The sequence below is a fragment of the Streptomyces sp. NPDC054841 genome, assembly GCF_053611045.1.
In genome coordinates this window covers 1-18,586 of the sequence record NZ_JBSGZO010000005.1, presented here as the reverse complement: position 1 = coordinate 18,586, position 18,586 = coordinate 1, and the positions used below count along the sequence as shown (strand labels likewise).

The 18,586-nt window shown below is 70.5% G+C and carries 15 protein-coding genes and 1 pseudogene; 6 read left to right on the top strand and 10 right to left on the bottom strand.

Annotated elements, in window-relative coordinates:
- Positions 1-101: 101 nt before the first annotated feature.
- Positions 102-473 (top strand): hypothetical protein, encoded by a 372-nt coding sequence (locus tag ACWGI8_RS01545; protein ID WP_453657589.1) that lies wholly within the window; start codon positions 102-104, stop codon positions 471-473.
- 431 nt (positions 474-904) lie between these two features.
- Here the strand turns inward: ACWGI8_RS01545 and ACWGI8_RS01540 are convergent, their stop codons facing one another.
- From ACWGI8_RS01540 to ACWGI8_RS01530, 3 genes and pseudogenes are all read right to left on the bottom strand, one after another.
- Entirely contained in the window at positions 905-1,951 is a 1,047-nt protein-coding gene (locus ACWGI8_RS01540) for a hypothetical protein (RefSeq protein WP_453657587.1), read from the bottom strand.
- Positions 1,952-2,061: 110 nt separating this feature from the next.
- On the bottom strand, positions 2,062-2,424 hold the full coding sequence (locus ACWGI8_RS01535) for a Crp/Fnr family transcriptional regulator (protein WP_453657585.1): 363 nt from the start codon (positions 2,422-2,424) through the stop codon (positions 2,062-2,064).
- 308 nt (positions 2,425-2,732) lie between these two features.
- Positions 2,733-2,873 (bottom strand): annotated as a pseudogene (locus ACWGI8_RS01530) (IS256 family transposase); the annotation flags it as partial.
- 253 nt (positions 2,874-3,126) lie between these two features.
- Here ACWGI8_RS01530 and ACWGI8_RS01525 point away from each other — a divergent pair.
- Entirely contained in the window at positions 3,127-6,537 is a 3,411-nt protein-coding gene (locus tag ACWGI8_RS01525) for a CHAT domain-containing protein (protein ID WP_453657583.1), read from the top strand.
- Entirely contained in the window at positions 6,534-7,202 is a 669-nt protein-coding gene (locus ACWGI8_RS01520) for a hypothetical protein (protein WP_453657581.1), read from the top strand. The genes ACWGI8_RS01525 and ACWGI8_RS01520 overlap by 4 nt, the downstream gene beginning before the upstream one ends.
- Positions 7,203-7,551: 349 nt before the next feature.
- On the opposite strand, the gene ACWGI8_RS01515 is transcribed toward ACWGI8_RS01520, so the two are convergent.
- The 3 genes from ACWGI8_RS01515 to ACWGI8_RS01505 form a co-directional block, all read right to left on the bottom strand.
- Positions 7,552-8,220 (bottom strand): nucleotidyl transferase AbiEii/AbiGii toxin family protein, encoded by a 669-nt coding sequence (locus ACWGI8_RS01515; protein WP_453657579.1) that lies wholly within the window; start codon positions 8,218-8,220, stop codon positions 7,552-7,554.
- Between the two features lie 5 nt (positions 8,221-8,225).
- Entirely contained in the window at positions 8,226-8,618 is a 393-nt protein-coding gene (locus ACWGI8_RS01510) for a hypothetical protein (protein WP_453657578.1), read from the bottom strand.
- 554 nt (positions 8,619-9,172) lie between these two features.
- Positions 9,173-10,333 carry a magnesium and cobalt transport protein CorA gene (locus tag ACWGI8_RS01505; protein WP_453657576.1) on the bottom strand — a complete coding sequence of 387 codons (1,161 nt, stop codon included), beginning with the start codon at positions 10,331-10,333 and terminating at the stop codon, positions 9,173-9,175.
- A gap of 166 nt (positions 10,334-10,499) precedes the next feature.
- On the opposite strand from ACWGI8_RS01505, the gene ACWGI8_RS01500 reads away from it, so the two are divergent.
- Positions 10,500-11,621 carry a winged helix DNA-binding domain-containing protein gene (locus ACWGI8_RS01500; RefSeq protein ID WP_453657574.1) on the top strand — a complete coding sequence of 374 codons (1,122 nt, stop codon included), beginning with the start codon at positions 10,500-10,502 and terminating at the stop codon, positions 11,619-11,621.
- A gap of 108 nt (positions 11,622-11,729) precedes the next feature.
- On the opposite strand, the gene ACWGI8_RS01495 is transcribed toward ACWGI8_RS01500, so the two are convergent.
- From ACWGI8_RS01495 to ACWGI8_RS01485, 3 genes are all read right to left on the bottom strand, one after another.
- Complete coding sequence (locus ACWGI8_RS01495; RefSeq protein WP_453657572.1) at positions 11,730-12,791, bottom strand: hypothetical protein; 1,062 nt, start codon at positions 12,789-12,791, stop codon at positions 11,730-11,732.
- Positions 12,792-13,029: 238 nt separating this feature from the next.
- On the bottom strand, positions 13,030-13,677 hold the full coding sequence (locus ACWGI8_RS01490) for a LysE family translocator (RefSeq protein WP_453657570.1): 648 nt from the start codon (positions 13,675-13,677) through the stop codon (positions 13,030-13,032).
- Positions 13,678-13,838: 161 nt separating this feature from the next.
- On the bottom strand, positions 13,839-14,675 hold the full coding sequence (locus ACWGI8_RS01485; protein ID WP_453657568.1) for a response regulator transcription factor: 837 nt from the start codon (positions 14,673-14,675) through the stop codon (positions 13,839-13,841).
- 105 nt (positions 14,676-14,780) lie between these two features.
- On the opposite strand from ACWGI8_RS01485, the gene ACWGI8_RS01480 reads away from it, so the two are divergent.
- Both ACWGI8_RS01480 and ACWGI8_RS01475 read left to right on the top strand, forming a co-directional pair.
- A complete protein-coding gene (locus ACWGI8_RS01480) occupies positions 14,781-16,460 on the top strand; it encodes an AMP-binding protein (protein WP_453657566.1) in 1,680 nt (559 codons plus the stop codon).
- Positions 16,457-18,058: an AMP-binding protein gene (locus ACWGI8_RS01475; RefSeq protein ID WP_453657564.1), complete on the top strand. Its 1,602-nt coding sequence runs from the start codon at positions 16,457-16,459 to the stop codon at positions 18,056-18,058. Before ACWGI8_RS01480 ends, ACWGI8_RS01475 begins: the two co-directional genes overlap by 4 nt.
- On the opposite strand, the gene ACWGI8_RS01470 is transcribed toward ACWGI8_RS01475, so the two are convergent.
- Positions 18,049-18,564 (bottom strand): GNAT family N-acetyltransferase, encoded by a 516-nt coding sequence (locus ACWGI8_RS01470; RefSeq protein ID WP_453657562.1) that lies wholly within the window; start codon positions 18,562-18,564, stop codon positions 18,049-18,051. The two genes, ACWGI8_RS01475 and ACWGI8_RS01470, sit on opposite strands and share 10 nt — an antisense overlap.
- Between the last annotated feature and the right edge of the window lie 22 nt (positions 18,565-18,586).

The window sequence follows — 18,586 nt, the reverse complement described above, 5'->3', positions numbered from 1 at the left end:
GCGCGCCGAGGCGAGGACCAGGTCCGTACCGTGTCACTGGAGACGAGCGCCAGGAAGGCCCCCAACGCTTGGCGGCGCGCCTTTCCGCCGACCTCGGTCCCGTGCTTCCTCAGCCACTGCACGACCGTCTTATCGACGAGGCCGGGAACCTGGCGGACGAGCTCCCGAAAGGCGACGACCAGCTTCTCGGCGCCGAACTCCTTCCCGCCCGCCGCCTTGCCCAGGCGGGTCAGGGCGAGCGCCGGCTGCTCCAAGCCCCAGGGCCCGCCACAGACGTCGACGACCAGATCGAGCTTCTCCGCATTGTTGGACTCCGCCCAATTGAGGAGCCGGTCCCGGACGTAGCGGCCGAGTTCGGCGTCGGTCGCGGCCTTCGTGAGCGCCTCGACGGCCAAGATCCGCCGAGGGCCGGTGAGTCCCGTCGCGAGGGCGTCGGGCACCTTCCTGTCGTGCCGACGCACCGCCAGGCGTAGGAGGGCCTCGCTGGCCAGGCGGGCGTCGTCCTCCGGAATGGATCGATTCGCGGCGACGCCGACCGCCCACTTGGTCAGCAGGTCGTGCTGGGTGGGGAACTCGTCCCACAGATGACGCAGGATGGCCGCGGGCAGCCCCTGACAGCTCTGGTCATGGTGGGCGCGGTCGCCGACGGGAACGATCTCGGCAGCTTGGAGCCGGCGGGACGAGGTCGCGTCGGTAAGCACATCGGCCGGTCCGCGGGCCTGGCCCAGGAGGCGAGTCCGTCAGCCAGGCCACCCGGTCCGCGTGACCGTGTGCGTCGAGTTCGGCCTCGACCAGGCTCCGCGCACGGGGGGACTCCAGCCGTACGGTGACGTCGCCGGTGGCGTCGGCCCACGCGCCCTGCCAGTCGCCTGGGGTGGCGAGCACGATCAGGAAGGACCCCGGTTCACACAGCGCCGCTCCATGACGGACCAGGTCCTGCCCGAAGCGGGCGGGCGGCTCGTCCGGGAGGTCGGAGAGGTCGAGCACGAAGCCCGTTGCCGACCGCACCGGCAGGCACTGGGTCCCGGGCTTGGCCCACTCCGGTTCGAGGTCGAACAGCTCCGGCTCCCGCGGTGCCGCCACATGGCGCAGGAGCCGTACCGCCGCGGTCCGCCGGCCGCTGCCGGCGGGCGCGCAAAGAACCACGACGCCGCGCTCTTCGAGGATCTTGGCGGCGTCCGGTAGACGGTTCGGCTCCCGGGGCCCCGACGAAGCGTTCGTCCTCGCTCGCCCTCACGGTGCCGGGACTTGCCGGAGCCGTGGAAGTCGGTGCCACGTGCGCCGCGGCTCCCGGGCCCTCCTCGTCCCCGGCCGCAGCGGACGGCTCGAAGATGTCCGGATCCGCTAGCCCCCAGTCGAAACCGGGAAGGTGCAGATAGGCCGGCTGCTCGAACTCCTTCACCCTCACCAGATGCCGGTGGAAGTGCGCCGGCAGTACGTCGTCGTTGACGCAGCCGCTGTCGAAGACGTCCTCGTACACCCGCTGAGAGACGATCACGGCGGTATTGGTGATCTCGGGATGCCCGCGATCGAGCACCGCCCGCAGCGCCTTGTCGTCCAGGAGCCGGTGGGTGTGCACCATGGGCACGCCCAGACCGCTCTGAGGCAACGGCCCGACGTGGATGCTGACCCGCAGCTGCAGCGGCTTGAGGTGCGGGTTCTCGGCCCGCCGACGGCCGAGCGCCTGGCGAAGCGCGTCGGGGAAGTGCCCCACCAGGGCGGGCAGGACTTCAGGGTCCATGCCGGCGACGTAACCGTCGCCAGTGTGCTGGCCGAACACGCGCCGTTCCCAGTGCGCGCTGACGTTGCTGGCGCTCAGCGCCTGGGCCAGCAGGGGCGGGATGTCGGCGTTGACCCGCTGCATTCCCTTGCTGTCAAGTGTTCCGAAGTCCCTGGCGTCCACGGCCAGCACGGCCCGATAGGGCCACAAGGGCTCCCATGACGGCAGCATGCGCCGCTCCTCTCGTCGCTCTCCCCGCCCACGCGGCGGGGAGAGCACCACCCTGTTCGAGGAGCAGGGAGCCGACCGTCCAGCGCTGGACGGTACGGGCGTGTGGCACGTCACATCACGGGAGCTCCGCGCGGCGGCCGGTCGCCGTCTCCCACCCCGTCGTCCTGGGCCGCGGCTCTCAGCAGGGCAGGATCCCTGACAACGAGCCGCCGACGGCCGAGCGTGACGATGCCGTCGGACTGGAGACGCGCGAGGGCGGCGAGCGCGGACGACCTGCTCATGCCCGCCATAGTGGCCAAGTCCTCCCTGGGTATGCCGAGTTCGACGACAACACCGCCGCCCCCGTCCTGGTGACCCACTTCGTCTGCGAGATGGGCGACCACCCGTGCCAGGCGCGCCGGCGGCGGCAGATGAGCAAGGTCGGCACGCAGACGCTCCTGGCTGTTCAGCCGGTCCACGCTCAGCCGGTACACGACTGCGCTGAAGGCTGCGCAGGCAGGGCCGCCCGAAAACACAAGGCGGACATCTTGGCCTGAACATGGTGGGGGAGCAGGTGATTCCCGTGGGCGCTGCCGTAAGCGAACGACCGCGCACCGCCTGCCCGGAGTGCACGATGCAACAACTCCACGTGGTCGACCGCGTCGCATGCGGCAGTACTCCGGAAAGTCCGCAGAGGCCCTCGGCCTTCCGCCGTCCGGGCTCCTTCGTGTGGGTTCCTGGCGTCGGGGCCGGACGTGCGCGGCGGTAGGACGGGTCATGTCCCTTGGTGTGGTGTAGCTGATCATTCGGCAGTGCCGGGCAGGCAGGTGGTGTTGTCCGGATAGAGGCTGTCCATGCTCTCGATGGAGAGATAGCGGCGGGGGAAGGCGATCCACTCGTCGTGGAGTTCGACGAGGACGGCGGTGGCGAGCCGGTCGACGGCGCCGACGGCCTCGGTTGACGCCTGCCCCCGTCGGGGCGGTACCCCTTCGCCGCCCCGACGGCCCGGCTCCCCGCGCACCCGGGGAGCCGTTCGCTCTGTTTGTTCGACACGGAGGATATGGACGAGCGCACGGCTTGGCGCGGGCATCGTCGCCCTTGAGATCACTGTTCAGTGCCCGGGAAGCGGGCTGGTCCGGCCGTTGTCCGTGCCACCGTTGAACCCGTTGATGACCTGGGGCGCGAAGGGGGATGGCGTGCGACTGTCACGCGAGGTCACCGGGTGGGCGTTCATCGCCGATGTGGAGGGAATCCGGTATGCCGGCCTGGCTGTCGGACTGGCCGGCATCAGCCCGTTCACCACTGGTGGTGGGGCGGGAGGCAGCTTGTTCACCCGCGCCTACGCCTGGGGCTTTCCGGCGCTCCTCTCACTGGACGATTTGCCGTTCGGTCACCCTGTCGCCCCCCGGTGGTGTATAACGCAGGACGAAGGATGCGCGCTGTCCGTCCTCGGCCCCGACGGTACGCACTTCGTGCACGACCTCGACCTGGAAGAGCCGCCAGGGTGGCGGGAGGCGGCGGATGCCTCGGGCTCCGTCATCCTGGTCGTGTCCCACGTGCTGCCTGCTACAGACGATCCGCTCGGCGCGCTGGTCTTCGAAACGCGGCGGGGGATGGTGTGCGCAGGCTCTGTGCGCTTCGGCGAGCCGCGTGACGAGGCGGACGGCCAGCCGACCGTCTCGTTCGTGATCGACCCCGTCGGCGTGCTCATGGAGCTCGCGCATTACGTGTGCGATCGAATCCTGTCGATGGACGAGGCGAAGCGGCGGGCGCGCGAAGCAGCGGAGACATGGCAGGCCCTGGCTGAGCACCACGGGATGTCCGCCGAGGCGATGGCGGATCTGCTGTTCCGGGACGAGTTCCTCGACCACCGCGGCCCGATGGACCTCTTGTACGTCTACTGGCGATTGGCAGCCGAGGTCGCCGGGGCCTGCGAGATGGAGGCTGGCTGGCGGGTCGCGGCCTTCCGGACGGTCGAATCGGGGGTCCAACTGGTTGCTGACCGGTGCGACGGAGCGGTGTTCGAGGAGTCCGAAGCGGTGGCGGCCCAGCTGATTGACAGACTGAGCGATCCCGCCGACCTGGAAGCCGCGCTGCTGGCTGCCGCTCGGTTGCGGATGGCCACCCGGGGACCGGAGGACCTGGCCGCCGACACCTACGCTCGCGAGTTGCTGACCGTCTGGTCCGCTCGGCTGACCGCGGACCTGTACCGCACGTGGTTCACCGAAGAGGAGCCCTTCCAGACGGAGTCCCACCGGCTGGTGGTGGAAGCGGGACACCTGGTGACGCGGGCGCTGGAGCTGGACGGCGGGTTGCGGAGGCCCCGCCTGCTGGCGGTACTGGCGCAGATTCTTGCGGACGAGGAGGGAGTTCACCTTGGTGCTGCCAATGCCGCGCTGTCGGCATGGCGCGACTCGTCAGCCGTCGACGAGCCGGACCTCGCGCTGTTCCTCCTCAGGACGACGGGCGGGATGTCCTCGGAAACGGCCATTGAACTGCTCACGGGGGTGTTCGGGATGACACCGGCCGATTTCGTCGCTGCTCACGGTAGTGCGGTGACCGCGAGGGTGATCAGCCAGGGAGTCAACCTGGCCCGGGAACGCGCCGATCGGCGGTTGCTGCGCACGGTGTTGGGTTGGGCGGAGCAGCTCGACATCCGGTGGGCCTCTGCCCACCGCAGGCAGCTGATCGAGGCCCGGCTTCACGTGTTGCCCGACGACGCGAGCGAGTGCCCGGGTCCCCACCAGGCGCTCTCCGTGTCGTTCCCGGATTCGTGGACATCAGCGCAGCGATCCATGGCTCTGCTGCATGCGGCCGCGCACGCCCGTGACCGGCGGCAGCCGGCGTTGGGGCTCACCCTGCTGAGACAGGCGGGCGCCGACCGGAGCGAGGAAGTCCGGCTGCTCACGGCGGATCTGTACTATCAGTCGGCGGAGGCAGGTGAACCGATCTCCAGCTCTGTCCCGTTCCCCTGGGGCTACTACACCTACGCGGCACTCGCCTATGCCTCGCTCCGCTTGGAGGAATTGGCGCGGGCGAGCCTGGTGCCGTTCGTGCAGCACCTGGGCAACCTCCACGGCCACGAACTCAGGGACGCGCTGCGCGCGATCATCGTCGATGCGCCGAACTTCGACACGAGCGGCGCGCCCGAACTCGGCGGGATACTGCGCGACCTCGTGCACACCGCGGTCTGGCAGCTCGCCGCGGAAAGCGAGACGCTGCCGATGGGGCTGATACTCGGCCTGTACCAGGTGGGCAAGGGTTCGCAGCTGGGCGCGTGGTGGCGCATCGACGGCCCGCTCGTGCTGCCCGCACACATCGAGCACTTCATCGGCAAGCTGCGCGACTTGGAGGAGACCGCCGCCTCCGGGGACGCCTTGCCGAACCTGCTGAATGCTGTGGACGCCGACCGTCGTCCCGGCGGCCAGGACAACGCGCAGATCGCCCGGAACCTGCGGTGGCGCATCTCGTCGTTCATCGACGACGAGCTGCGTCGCCGCTCGGCACCGCTCGTCGACGAGCAGCACATCTGGGCCAAGGCAAGTGATCTGCTGGACGATGGAACGGTGCTGTTGACGTGGTTCCTACCCGCGGCGGTCAGCGGAGCGGCCGTGCTGCTCGCAATCACCAGGCAGGGCCGGGAGCTCGTGGTGCACCTCGGCGAGGGCGCGGACGAGAACGACGACCGGCACCCGGTGGCGGACCGGGTCGAGGCGATCCGGACGGAGATCGAACGCGACCCGCTCTTCGCCGACGTGACGCCGGAAGGCAGCCGGCTGCTGGAGACGGTCGGCCTGCCGCTCGGCGGCAGTGACCTGTGGGACAGGTGGCGCGCCCAAGGCAAGGACCGGGTCCTTGCCTGGCCGCACGGCGCTCTGCACTACCTGCCTCTACCGCTTTGCCGCACGGGCGACCGCCTGATCGCCGACGACTGGACGGTCACCACGATCGCTGGCCTCGAAGCCCTGGCACCCGTCGAAGTCGTCATACGCGAGCGTCGCGCGGTGGTGCTGGCCTCCGCTGCCGGGGGCGTTGCCTTCGGGCTGCATGCCGAACCGGCGCTGGAGGATCACGCGCGGAAGGTCGCGGAAGCGGTAGGCGCCGATGCCCTCACCGGTCCTGCGGCCACCCGAGACAGGCTGCTCGCAGAGATGGCCACGGCGGACGTCGTCCACATCGCCGTACACGGGACGCTGGACGAGGACGCACCGTGGATGCACTGCCTCTACCTCACGGCGGACGGAGACGACGACGGACGCGTATTCGCCTACGACTTCCTGGCCGTCGACCTGCGCGGCGTTCGTCTCGTGACACTCGCCGCCTGTGAGTCAGCGCTCGGCCGATTCGACCGCGGGGACAACATTCGTGGCATTCCTTCGGCACTGATCACCGCCGGGGCGCAGGCCGTCGTCGGGTGCCTGTGGCCCGTACGCCCGGAGCCGACCACGTACTTCTACCACCACCTGCACCACGGAGTCGCGGGCGGCGCGGACCCGGAGCATGCCTTCCGCGCCGCCCAACTCGCCACGCGTGCCGCGTATCCCCACTACCGTGACTGGGGAGCGTTCACCTATGTGCACGGTAGGAACAAGGGAGCCGCCGCATGACCAAGATGAGGCTGCACGACGTCGAACTCGTGCCAGAGCGCACGCTCGGCAGCCCGGCGGACGACGGACCGCTGCGCGGCAGGCTCACATTCGGCTGGGACCTCTTGCCCGCCGACCACGCGTCCGCCCCGGCGGGCTGGTCGTCCTATCTCAGCGCCACACCCGAACGGCAGTTCCGGCAACTGCTGATGGTGTGCTCGTTTCGCCCCGAGACATCGGAGAGCAAGGGTGTTTTCCGTCACGCCTCCCTGGGCGTCGCACTGTCCACACCAGAGCGCGGTGTACAGCCGATCGCGCGCCTGATCGACCCAGGCGAGCGCACCCGCCCGATCGCCGGCCTCGGGACGGGCGTGAGCTTCACGGTCACGACCGGCGTGCTGGACGTAGGGCTGGAGAAGCCGCCAGGAACCGGACCGACGAGGGAGGAGTGGATCGTCCGGGGCCACGGCGCTTCCCAGCCGAACCCGCAGTGGGAGTTCCGCCGAGTCAAGGGTTTCCCGCTGGTCGGGGATCACCCGGTGGCCGCGCTGGTGGAGCTCGTGCCCGACCGTATGAACACGGCGGAGGTGCTGGTTGCGGCGGAGTTGGAGCACCGTAGTTGGGGCGTCCGCCGCTACCGTGCGCAGCTCGCGCCAATACCGCACAGCATCATGCTGGCGGAGTGACCGGTCCTGGGGGAGCCCGCTAATCAAGACGGTGGAGGTACTCCGTCAGCACGTCGCCGCTCGCCGTGGGACACCCGTACTCCTATATGCGATGGCGCCCACCATGGCCATCGTCGGCATGGCGAGGATCGCCTCGGTACAGGTGGCCACCCCTGCCCGGCGACCAAACAGACCGGAAACGAGACCAGCGACGACCGATCCGGCTGCCTCGGTCCAGACCGTGCCCGAGCGTCCGCGCGGACGCCGGCCGGCGTCCTGGTCAGGCGCCCAGCTGTTCATGCCCAAGCGGCGCGCCGATGCCGCAGTCCCACCGTGAAACGGTCGGCATCGTGATCACGATGCCGTGCGATCAGTCGATGTCCGGGGCATCGGACTCTTCGAGGAGGCGGGTCGCGAGGTCATCGGCCCATTCCACGGCCCAGGTGCGGAGAGCAATGACGGTGGCATCGTCGAGGCCGTAAGCGGCGAAGGCTTCGTCATCGGTCCACTCGGCGCCGGTGAGGTTCGCCTGGAGGTCCTCGCGCTCGAAGCGGCCGCGGGCGTGGCGCCGGCCGAACTCCTCGAGCTCGGAGTTCGTCCAGCGGCGGGAGGCAGCGAACACGTCGATCAGGTCGCGGGGCGCTCCGCGGTCGGCTAGGGCGCGGACCTTGGTCCCGATCACGTCCTCCTCCGCGAGGACGGGCCCGTACGGGCTCTGGGCGACGGGCCGCCAGAAGATCTCCTTGAGGATGTCGACTTCACAGTCCTGCCCGGTGGCTGGGTCAGTCACGGTGAAGCGAGCGGACAGCGGAGCAGTTTCCAGCGCTTGCACCTTCCAGCCCCTGCTCTCGAGGCCGCTACAGAGTGCGGCCGCGATGTCGGCCATGGGCGCCGGGTTCTCGGTGGCGACATCGAGGTCCTGGCTGGGGCGGTTCACGAGGCGGTGCGCCCTCACGGCGTACCCGCCGGTGAGGACCAGGGGATAGGGCGAGCCCAGGGCAATCACATCCGCCAGTAGCCGGGTGTGCAGCTCCGGCATGTCTGTCACGCGGCTGCCCGGGTGCGGGAGGCGAGCTGGGGGAAGGCGTCCTCCCACACAGTGCGCACGGTGCGACCGACGAGGGTACGCAGCACGGGCCACAGCTGGAGGAGTAGATCCCGGTTGAGGTAGCGGGGCAGGTCGTCGTGCAGGCCCTCGTGCAGGACGGTGCGGTACAGGCCCATGCACTGGCGAGGTTTGCCCAGGTCGTACGCGGTCATCCCGGACCAGGCCAGGTGCAGCGGCAGCTCTACGACACCATGCGTCGGCCCGCGCAGCTCGTCCAGCGACTCCGGCAGACGGCGCCGGAACTTCTCCCGGTACAGCGCGAGGTCCGCGGCGTCCGTACCAGAGGGGTCTCTCGGCGCGGGTGCGGGGTGCTGTGGACTGGAGGACATGCCTCCATTATGGCGGCCGCAGAAGCGGTGCGGGCCATGATGTGCGAGCCCGCGCCCGGAGTGAGCAGGGGCGGCTCCCGCCAGTGAGCCGGCCGGCTGTCGCAGCCCGTTCTTGCCCTGAGCAGGCGGTACGGGCTGTCGCCCGCTTGCGCATGAGACCTGGTACACGAGGAGGCCGGGCTGACCAGAACACGACTCGTCACCACAATCAGGAAGCCGTACAGAGGGGGCGGACGTGTGGCTCCGCTCGGAACCCAGTGTCACTGTCTGTGATCTGTTAGGGGGCGGCGAGGGCGACCGGCGAGATGTTGAGCAGGAAGCAGGATAGGGACGAAGCCGCAGCCGCAGGAGCTGTGTCGTCAGCCGATTCTCCCCGGATTCTCCCCAGCGCTCTGCGGGAGGGTAAAAGAGCAGGTCAGGGTCTCAGTGTAGGAGGGTAGAGGAGATCACTCGCATCACTTCTCCCCATGGACTCCCCAGGGCCCGAAATGCGTGGTTCGTGCAGCAGGTGCAGAAGCAAACCACGTGCGCGGTGTAAGTGGGTCGATCGCACCCTAGAGCCAGTCCCGCCGCTTGAAAATCACGTACAAACCGGTGCAGACAAGCCCCATCAAGCCGATCGCGAACGGATATCCGGCCGTCCAGTGCAGCTCCGGCATGGAGTCGAAGTTCATGCCGTAGATAGTTCCCACGAGTGTGGGTGCAAAGAGAATGGCCGCCCAGGCTGAAATCTTCTTGATCTCCTCGTTCTGCTCGAACCCCGCCTCCGCCAGCGCCCGCATCTCCGCGTTCTGCTGCTGTGTCACCAGGGTCGTGTTGACCGTCAGGATGTCGGCGAGGGCCTGGCGGAAGCCGTCGACGCGCTCGCTCGTGTGGGTGACGTGGTCGGCGACGTCGCGGAGGTAGCGCTGGAGTTCCTCGTCCGTGCCGTACTTGGCGAATCCCGCCATCAGGCCGTGGAGCATGCCCACCAGGGGACGGGTGGCGCGCTGGAACTCGACCATTTCGCGGGCGAGTTCGTAGATACGGCGGGACACGGCGGGGTCGCCGCCGAAGACCTCGGTCTCGATCTCGTCGATGTCGTTCTGTACGCCCGCGACGACCGGGGCGTAGCCGTCGACGACCGCGTCGAGGATGGCGTAGAGGACCGCCTCCGGGCCGAGCGCGAGCAGCTCGGGGGTGCTCTCCATGCGGCGGCGGACCGCCGACAGATCGGGGGCGGCTCCGTGGCGGACCGTGATCAGGAAGTCGCGGCCGACGAAGACGTGGAGCTCGCCGAAGTCGACCTCCTCCGGGGCGTCGAGGTAGCGGGCGGCGCGCAGGACGACGAAGAGCGTTTCGCCGTAACGTTCCAGCTTCGGGCGCTGGTGGGCCTCCAACGCGTCCTCGACGGCCAGCTCATGGAGGTCGAATTCCTCGGCCAGCGAGAGCAGCTCGGACTCGGACGGCCGGTGCAGACCTATCCAGGCCATCCCGGCCGGCTCCTCGCGCAGCTGGCGGAACGTCTCGGCGAGCGACGCGGGCGTCGAGACACGGCGGCCGTCGCGGTAGAGCGCGGCCTGGACGATGCTGCCCTGGTCCTTCTGCACGGGGGCCGAGGTGAGTGGCTGCGCGACGGGCTCCGGAGGCCGGGGCGGGGCCGCGGCGGGGGCTGTCCGGCGACGCCAGGCAGGCTTCTTCGGGATCGGAACGGGGCGCGCTCGTCGGTCGGACATCCTGAGGTCACCTCCCACGCGACGTACGCGGCGCCGTACGCGCTGCGTACAGACCTCCCTGATCGGCCACGGAGCAGGATATACGGGCTGAATCGCACCGGCATGGCGGCGCCGGGAACACAATTGCGGACAGGAAATGTCCGCAAGGGTGGGTAGCGTGCCGGTCATGGTCTCCAAGACACTCCCCGTGCTCGGCCCCAGGGCGCTGGGCCGCGCCACGCTGGACCGCCAGCTGCTGCTGCGCCGTGACCCGGAGAACCGGCCGACCGTCAAGGCCGCCGTGCAGCACCTCGTCGGCCTCCAGGCGCAGAACGTCAAGCCGCCGTACTACGCCCTCGCCGCCCGGCTGCACGGATTCCGCCCGCAGGAGCTCTCCGGGCTGATGGAGTCGCGGGAGGTCGCGCGGCTCGTCACGATGCGGTCCACGATCCATACGCACACCGCGGGCGACTGCCTCACCCTCCGCCCGTTCGCCCAGGCGGGAGGCCCCGACCGGGAGCTGAGAATGTTCCTCAAGCGGCTGGACGGCGTCGACCTCGACGGCCTCGCCGCGCTCAGCCTGGAACTGGTCGAGGAACGCCCCCGTCCGGTCAAGGAGCTCCGGGAGGCGCTGCTCACGCGGTGGCCCGACGCGGACCCTCTCGCCCTCACCGTCGCCGCGCGCTGTCTGCTGCCGCTGGTGCAGGTCACCCCGCGCGGACTCTGGGGCAGCAGCGGTCAGGTCATGCTGACCACCGCCGAGCAGTGGTTCGGCCGGCCGGTCGAGCCCGCGCCCGAGCCCGAAGCGGTCGTACTGCGCTACCTCGCCGCTTTCGGGCCCGCCTCGGTGAAGGACATGCAGACCTGGTCCGGGCTGACCCGGATGCGCAGCGCCTTCGAGCGGCTGCGCCCCGGGCTCCTCACCTTCCAGGACGAGAACGGCGTGGAGCTGTTCGACCTCCCGGACGCGCCCCGTCCGGACGCCGGCACCCCGGCCCCGCCGCGCTTCCTGCCCGAGTACGACAACCTGCTGCTCTCGCACGCCGACCGCTCCCGCTTCGTCCCCGAGGAGTTCAGGCTGCGCACCTGGAAGGGGAACCAGCCCTACTGCGTCTTCCTCGTCGACGGACTCCTCGCCGGGATCTGGCGGCTTGCGGAGGCCGGGGACGCGGCCACGCTGGCCGTCCAGCCCTTCGAGAACCTGACGCGGACGCAGCGCGCGGCCGTGGCCGAGGAGGGCGAGCGGATGCTCACCACGATGACCTCGGCCACGACCCGCGATGTGCGGTTCGGGGTGTTCGCGGACTGACCGGATGACCGACCGGCGCACTGGCCGGATGACTGACCGGCGCACTGGCCGGATGACTGACCGGCGCACTGGCCGGCGGACCGGCCGGCGGACCGAGCAGCAGGCTGACTAGGGGGCTGACCGGTCGAGCCGCACACCGAGCTTGTCCGCCGCCCACGGGCCGCTCCGGTGCCACGGCTCGTCGGGGTCGCCGAGCCGTGCGCGTACGCCGTCCAGCCAGCCCGGCCGCTCCAGCAACTCCGCGAACAGCGGGGCGAGTTCATCGCTCGTTCCGTTCGCCAGGGTGTGCAGCGTGACGAAGCGGTCGATGCTCGGCGGGAGCCGCGCCGCATGGGCCACGTAATGGCTCAGGGCCTCGTGCGCGTGCGCGTAGTGGGAGAGCGTGAGACCCATGCTCTCGCTCTCGGCCATCACCCGCAGCACTCGGCCGGCGTGGTCCACGAGCTCCGCGTCGGCGTCGGGTGCCGCTACGGCCAGATGCAGGCCGGTCGCCTCCGCGACATCACCCGCGAAGTAGCGGTTGAGGTGGTCGCCGTCGACCGCCTGCCGCAGCAGCCACGAGTGAGTGCGTGGACCGGGCGAGCGGAGCAGGGATTGCACCGCGTGGACCCGGCCCCAGCCGTCACTGCGTTCCGCCACCCACAGCAGGGCAGTGGTGTGGCCCGGCTGTCGTTCCAGGACCTGCACGGCCGCGCCGCCGAAGAGGTGCGAGAGCAGTCCGATGGTCTGGACGAACGGCACGTCGGTCTCGGTGGCGCTCGCCGCCAGCAGCGTCAGCCCGATCTGGACCGGAATGCGGTCGAGTGAGCGGCGCACCAGCGTACGGCCGAGTCTGCGGACCCGGGCGGCATCGGAGCGGCGGACCACCTCGGCGATGGACGGATCGTCGCGCGGTGGATATCCGATGGCGGCCAGTTCGTCGGCCAGGCCGGCCAGGTCATCGGCCGGGCCGCCGGCGGCAGGGGGCGCCGGTGCGGCCAGGTGCCGTGCCAGTACGGCGGCGACGGCCTCGCCGCGCTCCTCGCGTGCAAGGGGCGCGGCCCGGGCGCGGTATGCGGCGTGGTCGGGCAGCGGGTGGCCCCAGTGGAAGAGGGGCTCGTCGGGATTCAGCCGGTGCAGCCGCAGCGCGTGCACGAAGAGCGGGACGCGGGGCGGGTGGAGGTCCAGCACGGGTGCGGGCCTCACCGGAGGGCGGACGGCTCGATTCTGTTGATCATGAGCCGACAGCCTGCCACCCGCTCCGCGTCGCCACAAGGGGGAGAGGGGTACGGCAGCGGTTCATGAACGGCCGCACCAGGACCGTGCCGTCGGCATCGGTCGGCATCGGCCGGTATCGGCCGGCGTCTGTCGGCGTCTGTCCGCCGCATCAGCTCGCATCGGTCGTGTCGGTCCGCCGCATCAGCCCGCGTCAGTCCGCGCGGCCCGTCGCCGCGACCGTCACCCCGAGCCCGATCATCGCGAAGCCGCCCGCCCCGCCGACGAGGGAGAGCCGCCGCTCCGAGCGGGCGAACCAGTTCCGCGCGGCCGCGGCGCCCAGTCCCCACAGGGTGTCCGTGACCAGTCCGATCGCGATCGGGACCAGGCCCAGTACCAGCATCTGCGCGGGCACGTTGCCCTGGGAGTGGTCCACGAACTGGGGGAGTACGGCGGCGAAGAAGACGATCCCCTTGGGGTTGGTGACCCCGACGACCATCCCGTCGAGGACCGTGCGCAGATCACCGTGCGCCGGGCCCGCCGGTGCGGCCGCGATGGCCGAGGCCTTCAGCTCCTTGCGGTGCCGGAACGCCTGGACGCCCAGAAGGACCAGATACGCGGCGCCGGCGAGCTTCACCACGAGGAACACGGTCACGGAGCTCTCCACGAGCGAGCCGATACCGAACGCGACGGCGACCACGAGGACGTACGAGCCGAAGACATTGCCGATCACCGTCGCCAGGGCGGTACGCCGGCCATGGGCCAGCGCACGCCCGATCACGAACAGCACGCTCGGCCCCGGGATCACGATCACCAGGAGCGACATCGCCGCGAACGCGAGCACCTGATCCGCCGACACCATGCCGTACACCTCCGTCGTCCGCCGCCGCGACCACTTCGCGTCCCGGCGCGCCCGCACACGGTCTCACGTGCGGACCCCACCCGGGGAGGCATCGGCCTTACGCGGCCCAGTCCGGGGCACGCCCACACCGCCCCTGCCTCGCCCCGCCCCGCACCCCACGCCTACGGCAGCAGCCCCGCCCGCCGGGCCGCCACCACCGCCTCCAGGCGCGTGTGCGCACCCAGCTTGCGCATCGCGGCGCGGAGGTAGCCCTTGACCGTCTCCGGGCGCAGCCCCAGACGGTCGGCCGCGGCCGCGTTGGTCGAGCCGCCGGCGACGCAGGCGAGGACGTCCAGCTCGCGCGGCGCGAGTGCGACGCCCGGGACACGGGCGGCCGAAGAGCCCGCGGCGGCGAGCCGCCCGCATACGGAGAGCAGGTCCTCGCGCAGCGACGCGTCGGCGATCCGTGGTGCCAGGGTGCGCAGTTCGCGGTGGACCTCGCGGACCTCCTCCCAGGCGTGCCGGACACCGGGACCGGGATCCGGCTCGCGCGCCACGGCCAGCAGCCGCTGCACCTCGTCCTGGACGACCAGCGTCTGCTCCACGTCCCGCGCGGCGGCCACCGCGGCGTCCAGCGTGCGCTCGCCCAGCGGCAGCGGCGTACGCAGCGCCCCGTACAGCACGCCCCGTACCTTCCGGCGTACGACCACCGGCACCGCGACCACCGACCGCAGTCCCTCGGTCGCCACCGCCGTGTCGTACTCGTGGCTGATGTGCCGGGCCGCGGGGTAGTCGGTCACCGCACACGGCCGCGACAGCGCGATCGCCTTTCCGCCAAGGCCGTTGCCCGACGAGATCGCCAGCCCGCGCAGCGCGCCCGTCAGCGCCCCGTTCAGCTCGGCGATGCGCATCTGCCGCGGTTCGTGCAGCAGTCCGCCGAAGGCGATCTGCAGCCCGGTGGCGCGGCGGAGCCCCAGCAGTGCCGCCCGTATCTCGACCGCCTCCGCCACTGAGGTCATGTGTTCCGGTCCTCCCGACAGCACAGCACCCCCCATACGGGGGTAGTGAGACCTGCGTTACCGATTACACGATGCCACTGACGGGTCCCGCAACGAGGAGAGCACATGACGGCAGGCAGTGAGACCGAGAGGTTCCGGGCGGCCCGGGATTTCCTGCTGCAGCACCGGGAGGACTACGCGGCGGCGTACGAAGGGTTCAACTGGCCCCGTTTCGAGCGGTTCAACTGGGCCCTGGACTGGTTCGACGCGATCGCCGCCGGGAACGACCGCACCGCGCTGCACATCGTCGAGGAGGACGGCTCGGCCACCCGGCTGACCTTCGCCGAGATGTCCGCGCGGTCGAACCGGGCGGCGAACTGGCTGCGCGAGCAGGGCGTCGGCGCGGGAGACCGGATCCTCGTGATGCTCGCCAACCAGGCCGAGCTGTGGGAGACCGCGCTCGCCGCGATGAAGCTGCGCGCCGTGGTCATCCCGGCGACGCCGCTGCTGGGCCCGGTCGATCTGCGGGACCGGATCGAGCGGGGCCAGGTCCGGCACGCGATCGTCCGGGCCGAGGACACCGCCAAGTTCGCCGACGTGCCGGGGGAGTACACCCGCATCGCCGTCGGGGAGCGCGCGGAGGACGGATGGCTCGCCTACGAGCAGGCGTACGACGCGTCCGAGAGCTTCGAGCCGGGCGGGCCCACCCGCGCCGACGACCCGCTGATGCTGTACTTCACCTCCGGCACGACCGCCCGCCCCAAGCTCGTCGAGCACACCCATGTCTCCTACCCCGTCGGCCATCTGGCCACGATGTACTGGATCGGGCTCCGGCCCGGTGACGTCCATCTCAACATCTCGTCACCCGGCTGGGCCAAGCACGCCTGGTCGAACCTCTTCGCGCCGTGGAACGCGGAGGCGACCGTCTTCATCCACAACTACACCCGCTTCGACCCGGCCCGGCTGATGGCGGAGATGGACGACGCGGGCGTCACCAGCTTCTGCGCCCCGCCCACCGTGTGGCGGATGCTGATCCAGGCGGACCTGAGCCGGCTGCGGACACCCCCGAGGGAGGTCGTCGCGGCCGGAGAGCCCCTCAATCCCGAAGTGATCGAGACGGTACGGCGCGCATGGGGCGTGACCATCCGGGACGGCTTCGGCCAGACCGAGACGGCGGTCCAGGTCTCCAACAGCCCCGGCCAGCTGCTGAAAGCGGGCTCGATGGGCCGGCCGAGCCCCGGCTTCCGCGTTGAACTCCTCGACCCCGTCAGTGGGAAGCCGGGCGCCGACGAGGGCGAGATCTCCCTCGATCTGTCGGACCGGCCGGTGGGTCTGATGACCGGCTACCACGGCGACCCCGAGCGTACGGCGGAAGCGATGGCGGACGGTTACTACCGCACCGGCGACATCGGCTCGCGCGACGCCGACGGGTACATCACCTACGTGGGCCGCGCCGACGACGTCTTCAAGGCGTCCGACTACAAGATCTCGCCGTTCGAGCTGGAGAGCGCGCTCCTGGAGCACGAGGCGGTGGCGGAGGCCGCGGTGGTGCCCGCGCCGGACCCGCTGCGCCTCGCCGTCCCCAAGGCGTACGTGCTGCTCGCGGACGGCTGGGAGCCGGGACCCGGGACGGCGAAGGAGATCTTCGCGCACTCGCGCGCGGTGCTGGCGCCGTACAAGCGGGTCCGCAAGCTGGAGTTCGGCGAGCTGCCGAAGACCGTCTCCGGGAAGATCCGCCGTATCGAGCTGCGCGAGGCCACCGCCGCCGGCTCGACGGCCGAGTACGACGAGGCGGACCTGCGATGACCCTGTCGTACGCACACGGTGTCAGCGGCACGGAGCTGCTCGGCGACACCATCGGCGCGAACCTGGACCGGGCGATCGCGGCACACGGCGAGCGCGAGGCGCTGGTCGACGTACCGTCCGGGCGCCGCTGGACGTACGCGGAGTTCGGCGCGGACGTCGACGAGCTGGCGAGGGCGCTGCTCGCGCGCGGGATCGCCAGCGGGGACCGGGTCGGCATCTGGGCGGTGAACTGCCCGGAGTGGGTGCTCGTGCAGTACGCCACCGCCCGCATCGGCGCGATCATGGTGAACATCAACCCGGCGTATCGCGCCCACGAGGTGGAGTACGTACTGAACCAGGCCGGGATCTCGCTGCTCTTCGCCTCTCTCGCCCACAAGACGAGCGACTACCGGGCGATCGTCGAGCAGGTGCGCGGGAACTGCCCCGGGCTGCGGGAGGCCGTGTACATCGGCGACGACAGCTGGACGGAACTGCTGTCGGCGGCGGCGTCCGTGGGGCCGGACGAACTCGCCGCGCGCGAGGCGCAGTTGTCCTGCGACGACCCGGTCAACATCCAGTACACCTCCGGCACCACCGGATTCCCCAAGGGCGCGACCCTCTCCCACCACAACATCCTCAACAACGGCTATTTCGTCGGGGAGATGATCGGCTACACCGAGCAGGACCGGGTCTGTCTGCCGGTGCCCTTTTATCACTGCTTCGGCATGGTGATGGGAAATCTGGGCGCCACGTCGCACGGTGCGTGCATCGTCATCCCGGGGCCGTCCTTCGATCCCGCGGCCACGCTGCGGGCCGTGCAGCAGGAGCGCTGCACATCGCTCTACGGCGTCCCGACGATGTTCATCGCGGAGCTGAACCTCCCCGGTTTCGGAGCGTACGACCTGAGTTCGCTCCGCACCGGGATCATGGCCGGCTCGCCCTGCCCGGTGGAGGTGATGAAACGGGTCGTCGCCGAGATGAACATGGCGGAGGTGTCGATCTGTTACGGGATGACGGAGACCTCCCCGGTCTCCACCCAGACCCGGCGCGAGGACGACCTGGAGCGCCGCACCGGCACGGTCGGCCGGGTGCTCCCGCACGTCGAGGTCAAGGTCACCGACCCGGTCACCGGTGTCACCCTCCCGCGCGGCGAGGCGGGCGAGCTGTGCACCCGCGGCTACAGCGTGATGCTCGGCTACTGGAACGAGCCGGAGAAGACCGCCGAGGCCATCGACCCCGGCCGCTGGATGCACACGGGCGACCTCGCGGTGATCCGCGACGACGGCTACGTCCAGATCGTCGGCCGCATCAAGGACATGATCATCCGCGGTGGCGAGAACGTGTACCCGCGCGAGATCGAGGAGTTCCTGTACGGCCACCCGAAGATCGCCGACGTCCAGGTGGTCGGCGTACCGGACGAGAAGTACGGCGAGGAGATCCTGGCCTGCGTCGTTCCCCGCGACCCGGACGATCCGCCGACGCTGGACGACCTCGCCGCGTTCTGCCGCGAACAGCTCGCGCACTACAAGATCCCCCGGCGGCTGGAGATCCTCGACGCCTTTCCGATGACGGTGAGCGGCAAGGTGCGGAAGGTGGAGCTGCGGGAGCGCTACGGCTGAACCACGTCCCGGCGCATGCACACCCGGGGCCAGCGGTCCAGGCCGTGTTCGGCCTCCGCGTGCCGGATCTCCCGCAGCCCCTGGGTGAGTTCGCCGTCGTCCAGCGTCCGGAAGCCGAGGCGCGCGTAGTAGGGCGCGTTCCACGGGACCTCGGTGAACGTCGTCAGGGTGAGGGCGGTCAGGCCTTCGGCCGCGGCCACTGCCGCCAGATGGTCGATCAGGCCGCGGCCCAGACCGCGCCGGGCGACGGCGGGGTGGACCGACAACTGCTCGATGTGGGCGGCCCCGTCGACCGGGTCGCAGAGCAGATACGCGACGGGAAAGCCGTCGCCGTCCGCCGTCACCCAGGCGTGACCGTCCCGGCGGTACTGCTCCAGGACGTCGAGCGCCGGCGGCTCGTCGTCGGCGATCGACGCCATGCCGAGGGCGCGGAAGGGTTCCCCGGCGGCCCTTTCGATGTCCTGGAGGAGCGGAAGTTCGGCGCGGGCGGCCGGTCGGATGCGCATACGGCGAGTATCGCTCAGGGAC

Coding starts and splice junctions, on each gene's coding strand:
- ACWGI8_RS01540 (WP_453657587.1), bottom strand. CDS start 1,951: ATGCTGCCGTCATGGGAGCCCTTGTGGCCCTATCGGGCCGTGCTGGCC.
- ACWGI8_RS01520 (WP_453657581.1), top strand. CDS start 6,534: ATGACCAAGATGAGGCTGCACGACGTCGAACTCGTGCCAGAGCGCACG.
- ACWGI8_RS01515 (WP_453657579.1), bottom strand. CDS start 8,220: ATGCCGGAGCTGCACACCCGGCTACTGGCGGATGTGATTGCCCTGGGC.
- ACWGI8_RS01510 (WP_453657578.1), bottom strand. CDS start 8,618: ATGTCCTCCAGTCCACAGCACCCCGCACCCGCGCCGAGAGACCCCTCT.
- ACWGI8_RS01505 (WP_453657576.1), bottom strand. CDS start 10,333: ATGTCCGACCGACGAGCGCGCCCCGTTCCGATCCCGAAGAAGCCTGCC.
- ACWGI8_RS01500 (WP_453657574.1), top strand. CDS start 10,500: ATGGTCTCCAAGACACTCCCCGTGCTCGGCCCCAGGGCGCTGGGCCGC.
- ACWGI8_RS01490 (WP_453657570.1), bottom strand. CDS start 13,677: ATGGTGTCGGCGGATCAGGTGCTCGCGTTCGCGGCGATGTCGCTCCTG.
- ACWGI8_RS01485 (WP_453657568.1), bottom strand. CDS start 14,675: ATGACCTCAGTGGCGGAGGCGGTCGAGATACGGGCGGCACTGCTGGGG.
- ACWGI8_RS01480 (WP_453657566.1), top strand. CDS start 14,781: ATGACGGCAGGCAGTGAGACCGAGAGGTTCCGGGCGGCCCGGGATTTC.
- ACWGI8_RS01475 (WP_453657564.1), top strand. CDS start 16,457: ATGACCCTGTCGTACGCACACGGTGTCAGCGGCACGGAGCTGCTCGGC.
- ACWGI8_RS01470 (WP_453657562.1), bottom strand. CDS start 18,564: ATGCGCATCCGACCGGCCGCCCGCGCCGAACTTCCGCTCCTCCAGGAC.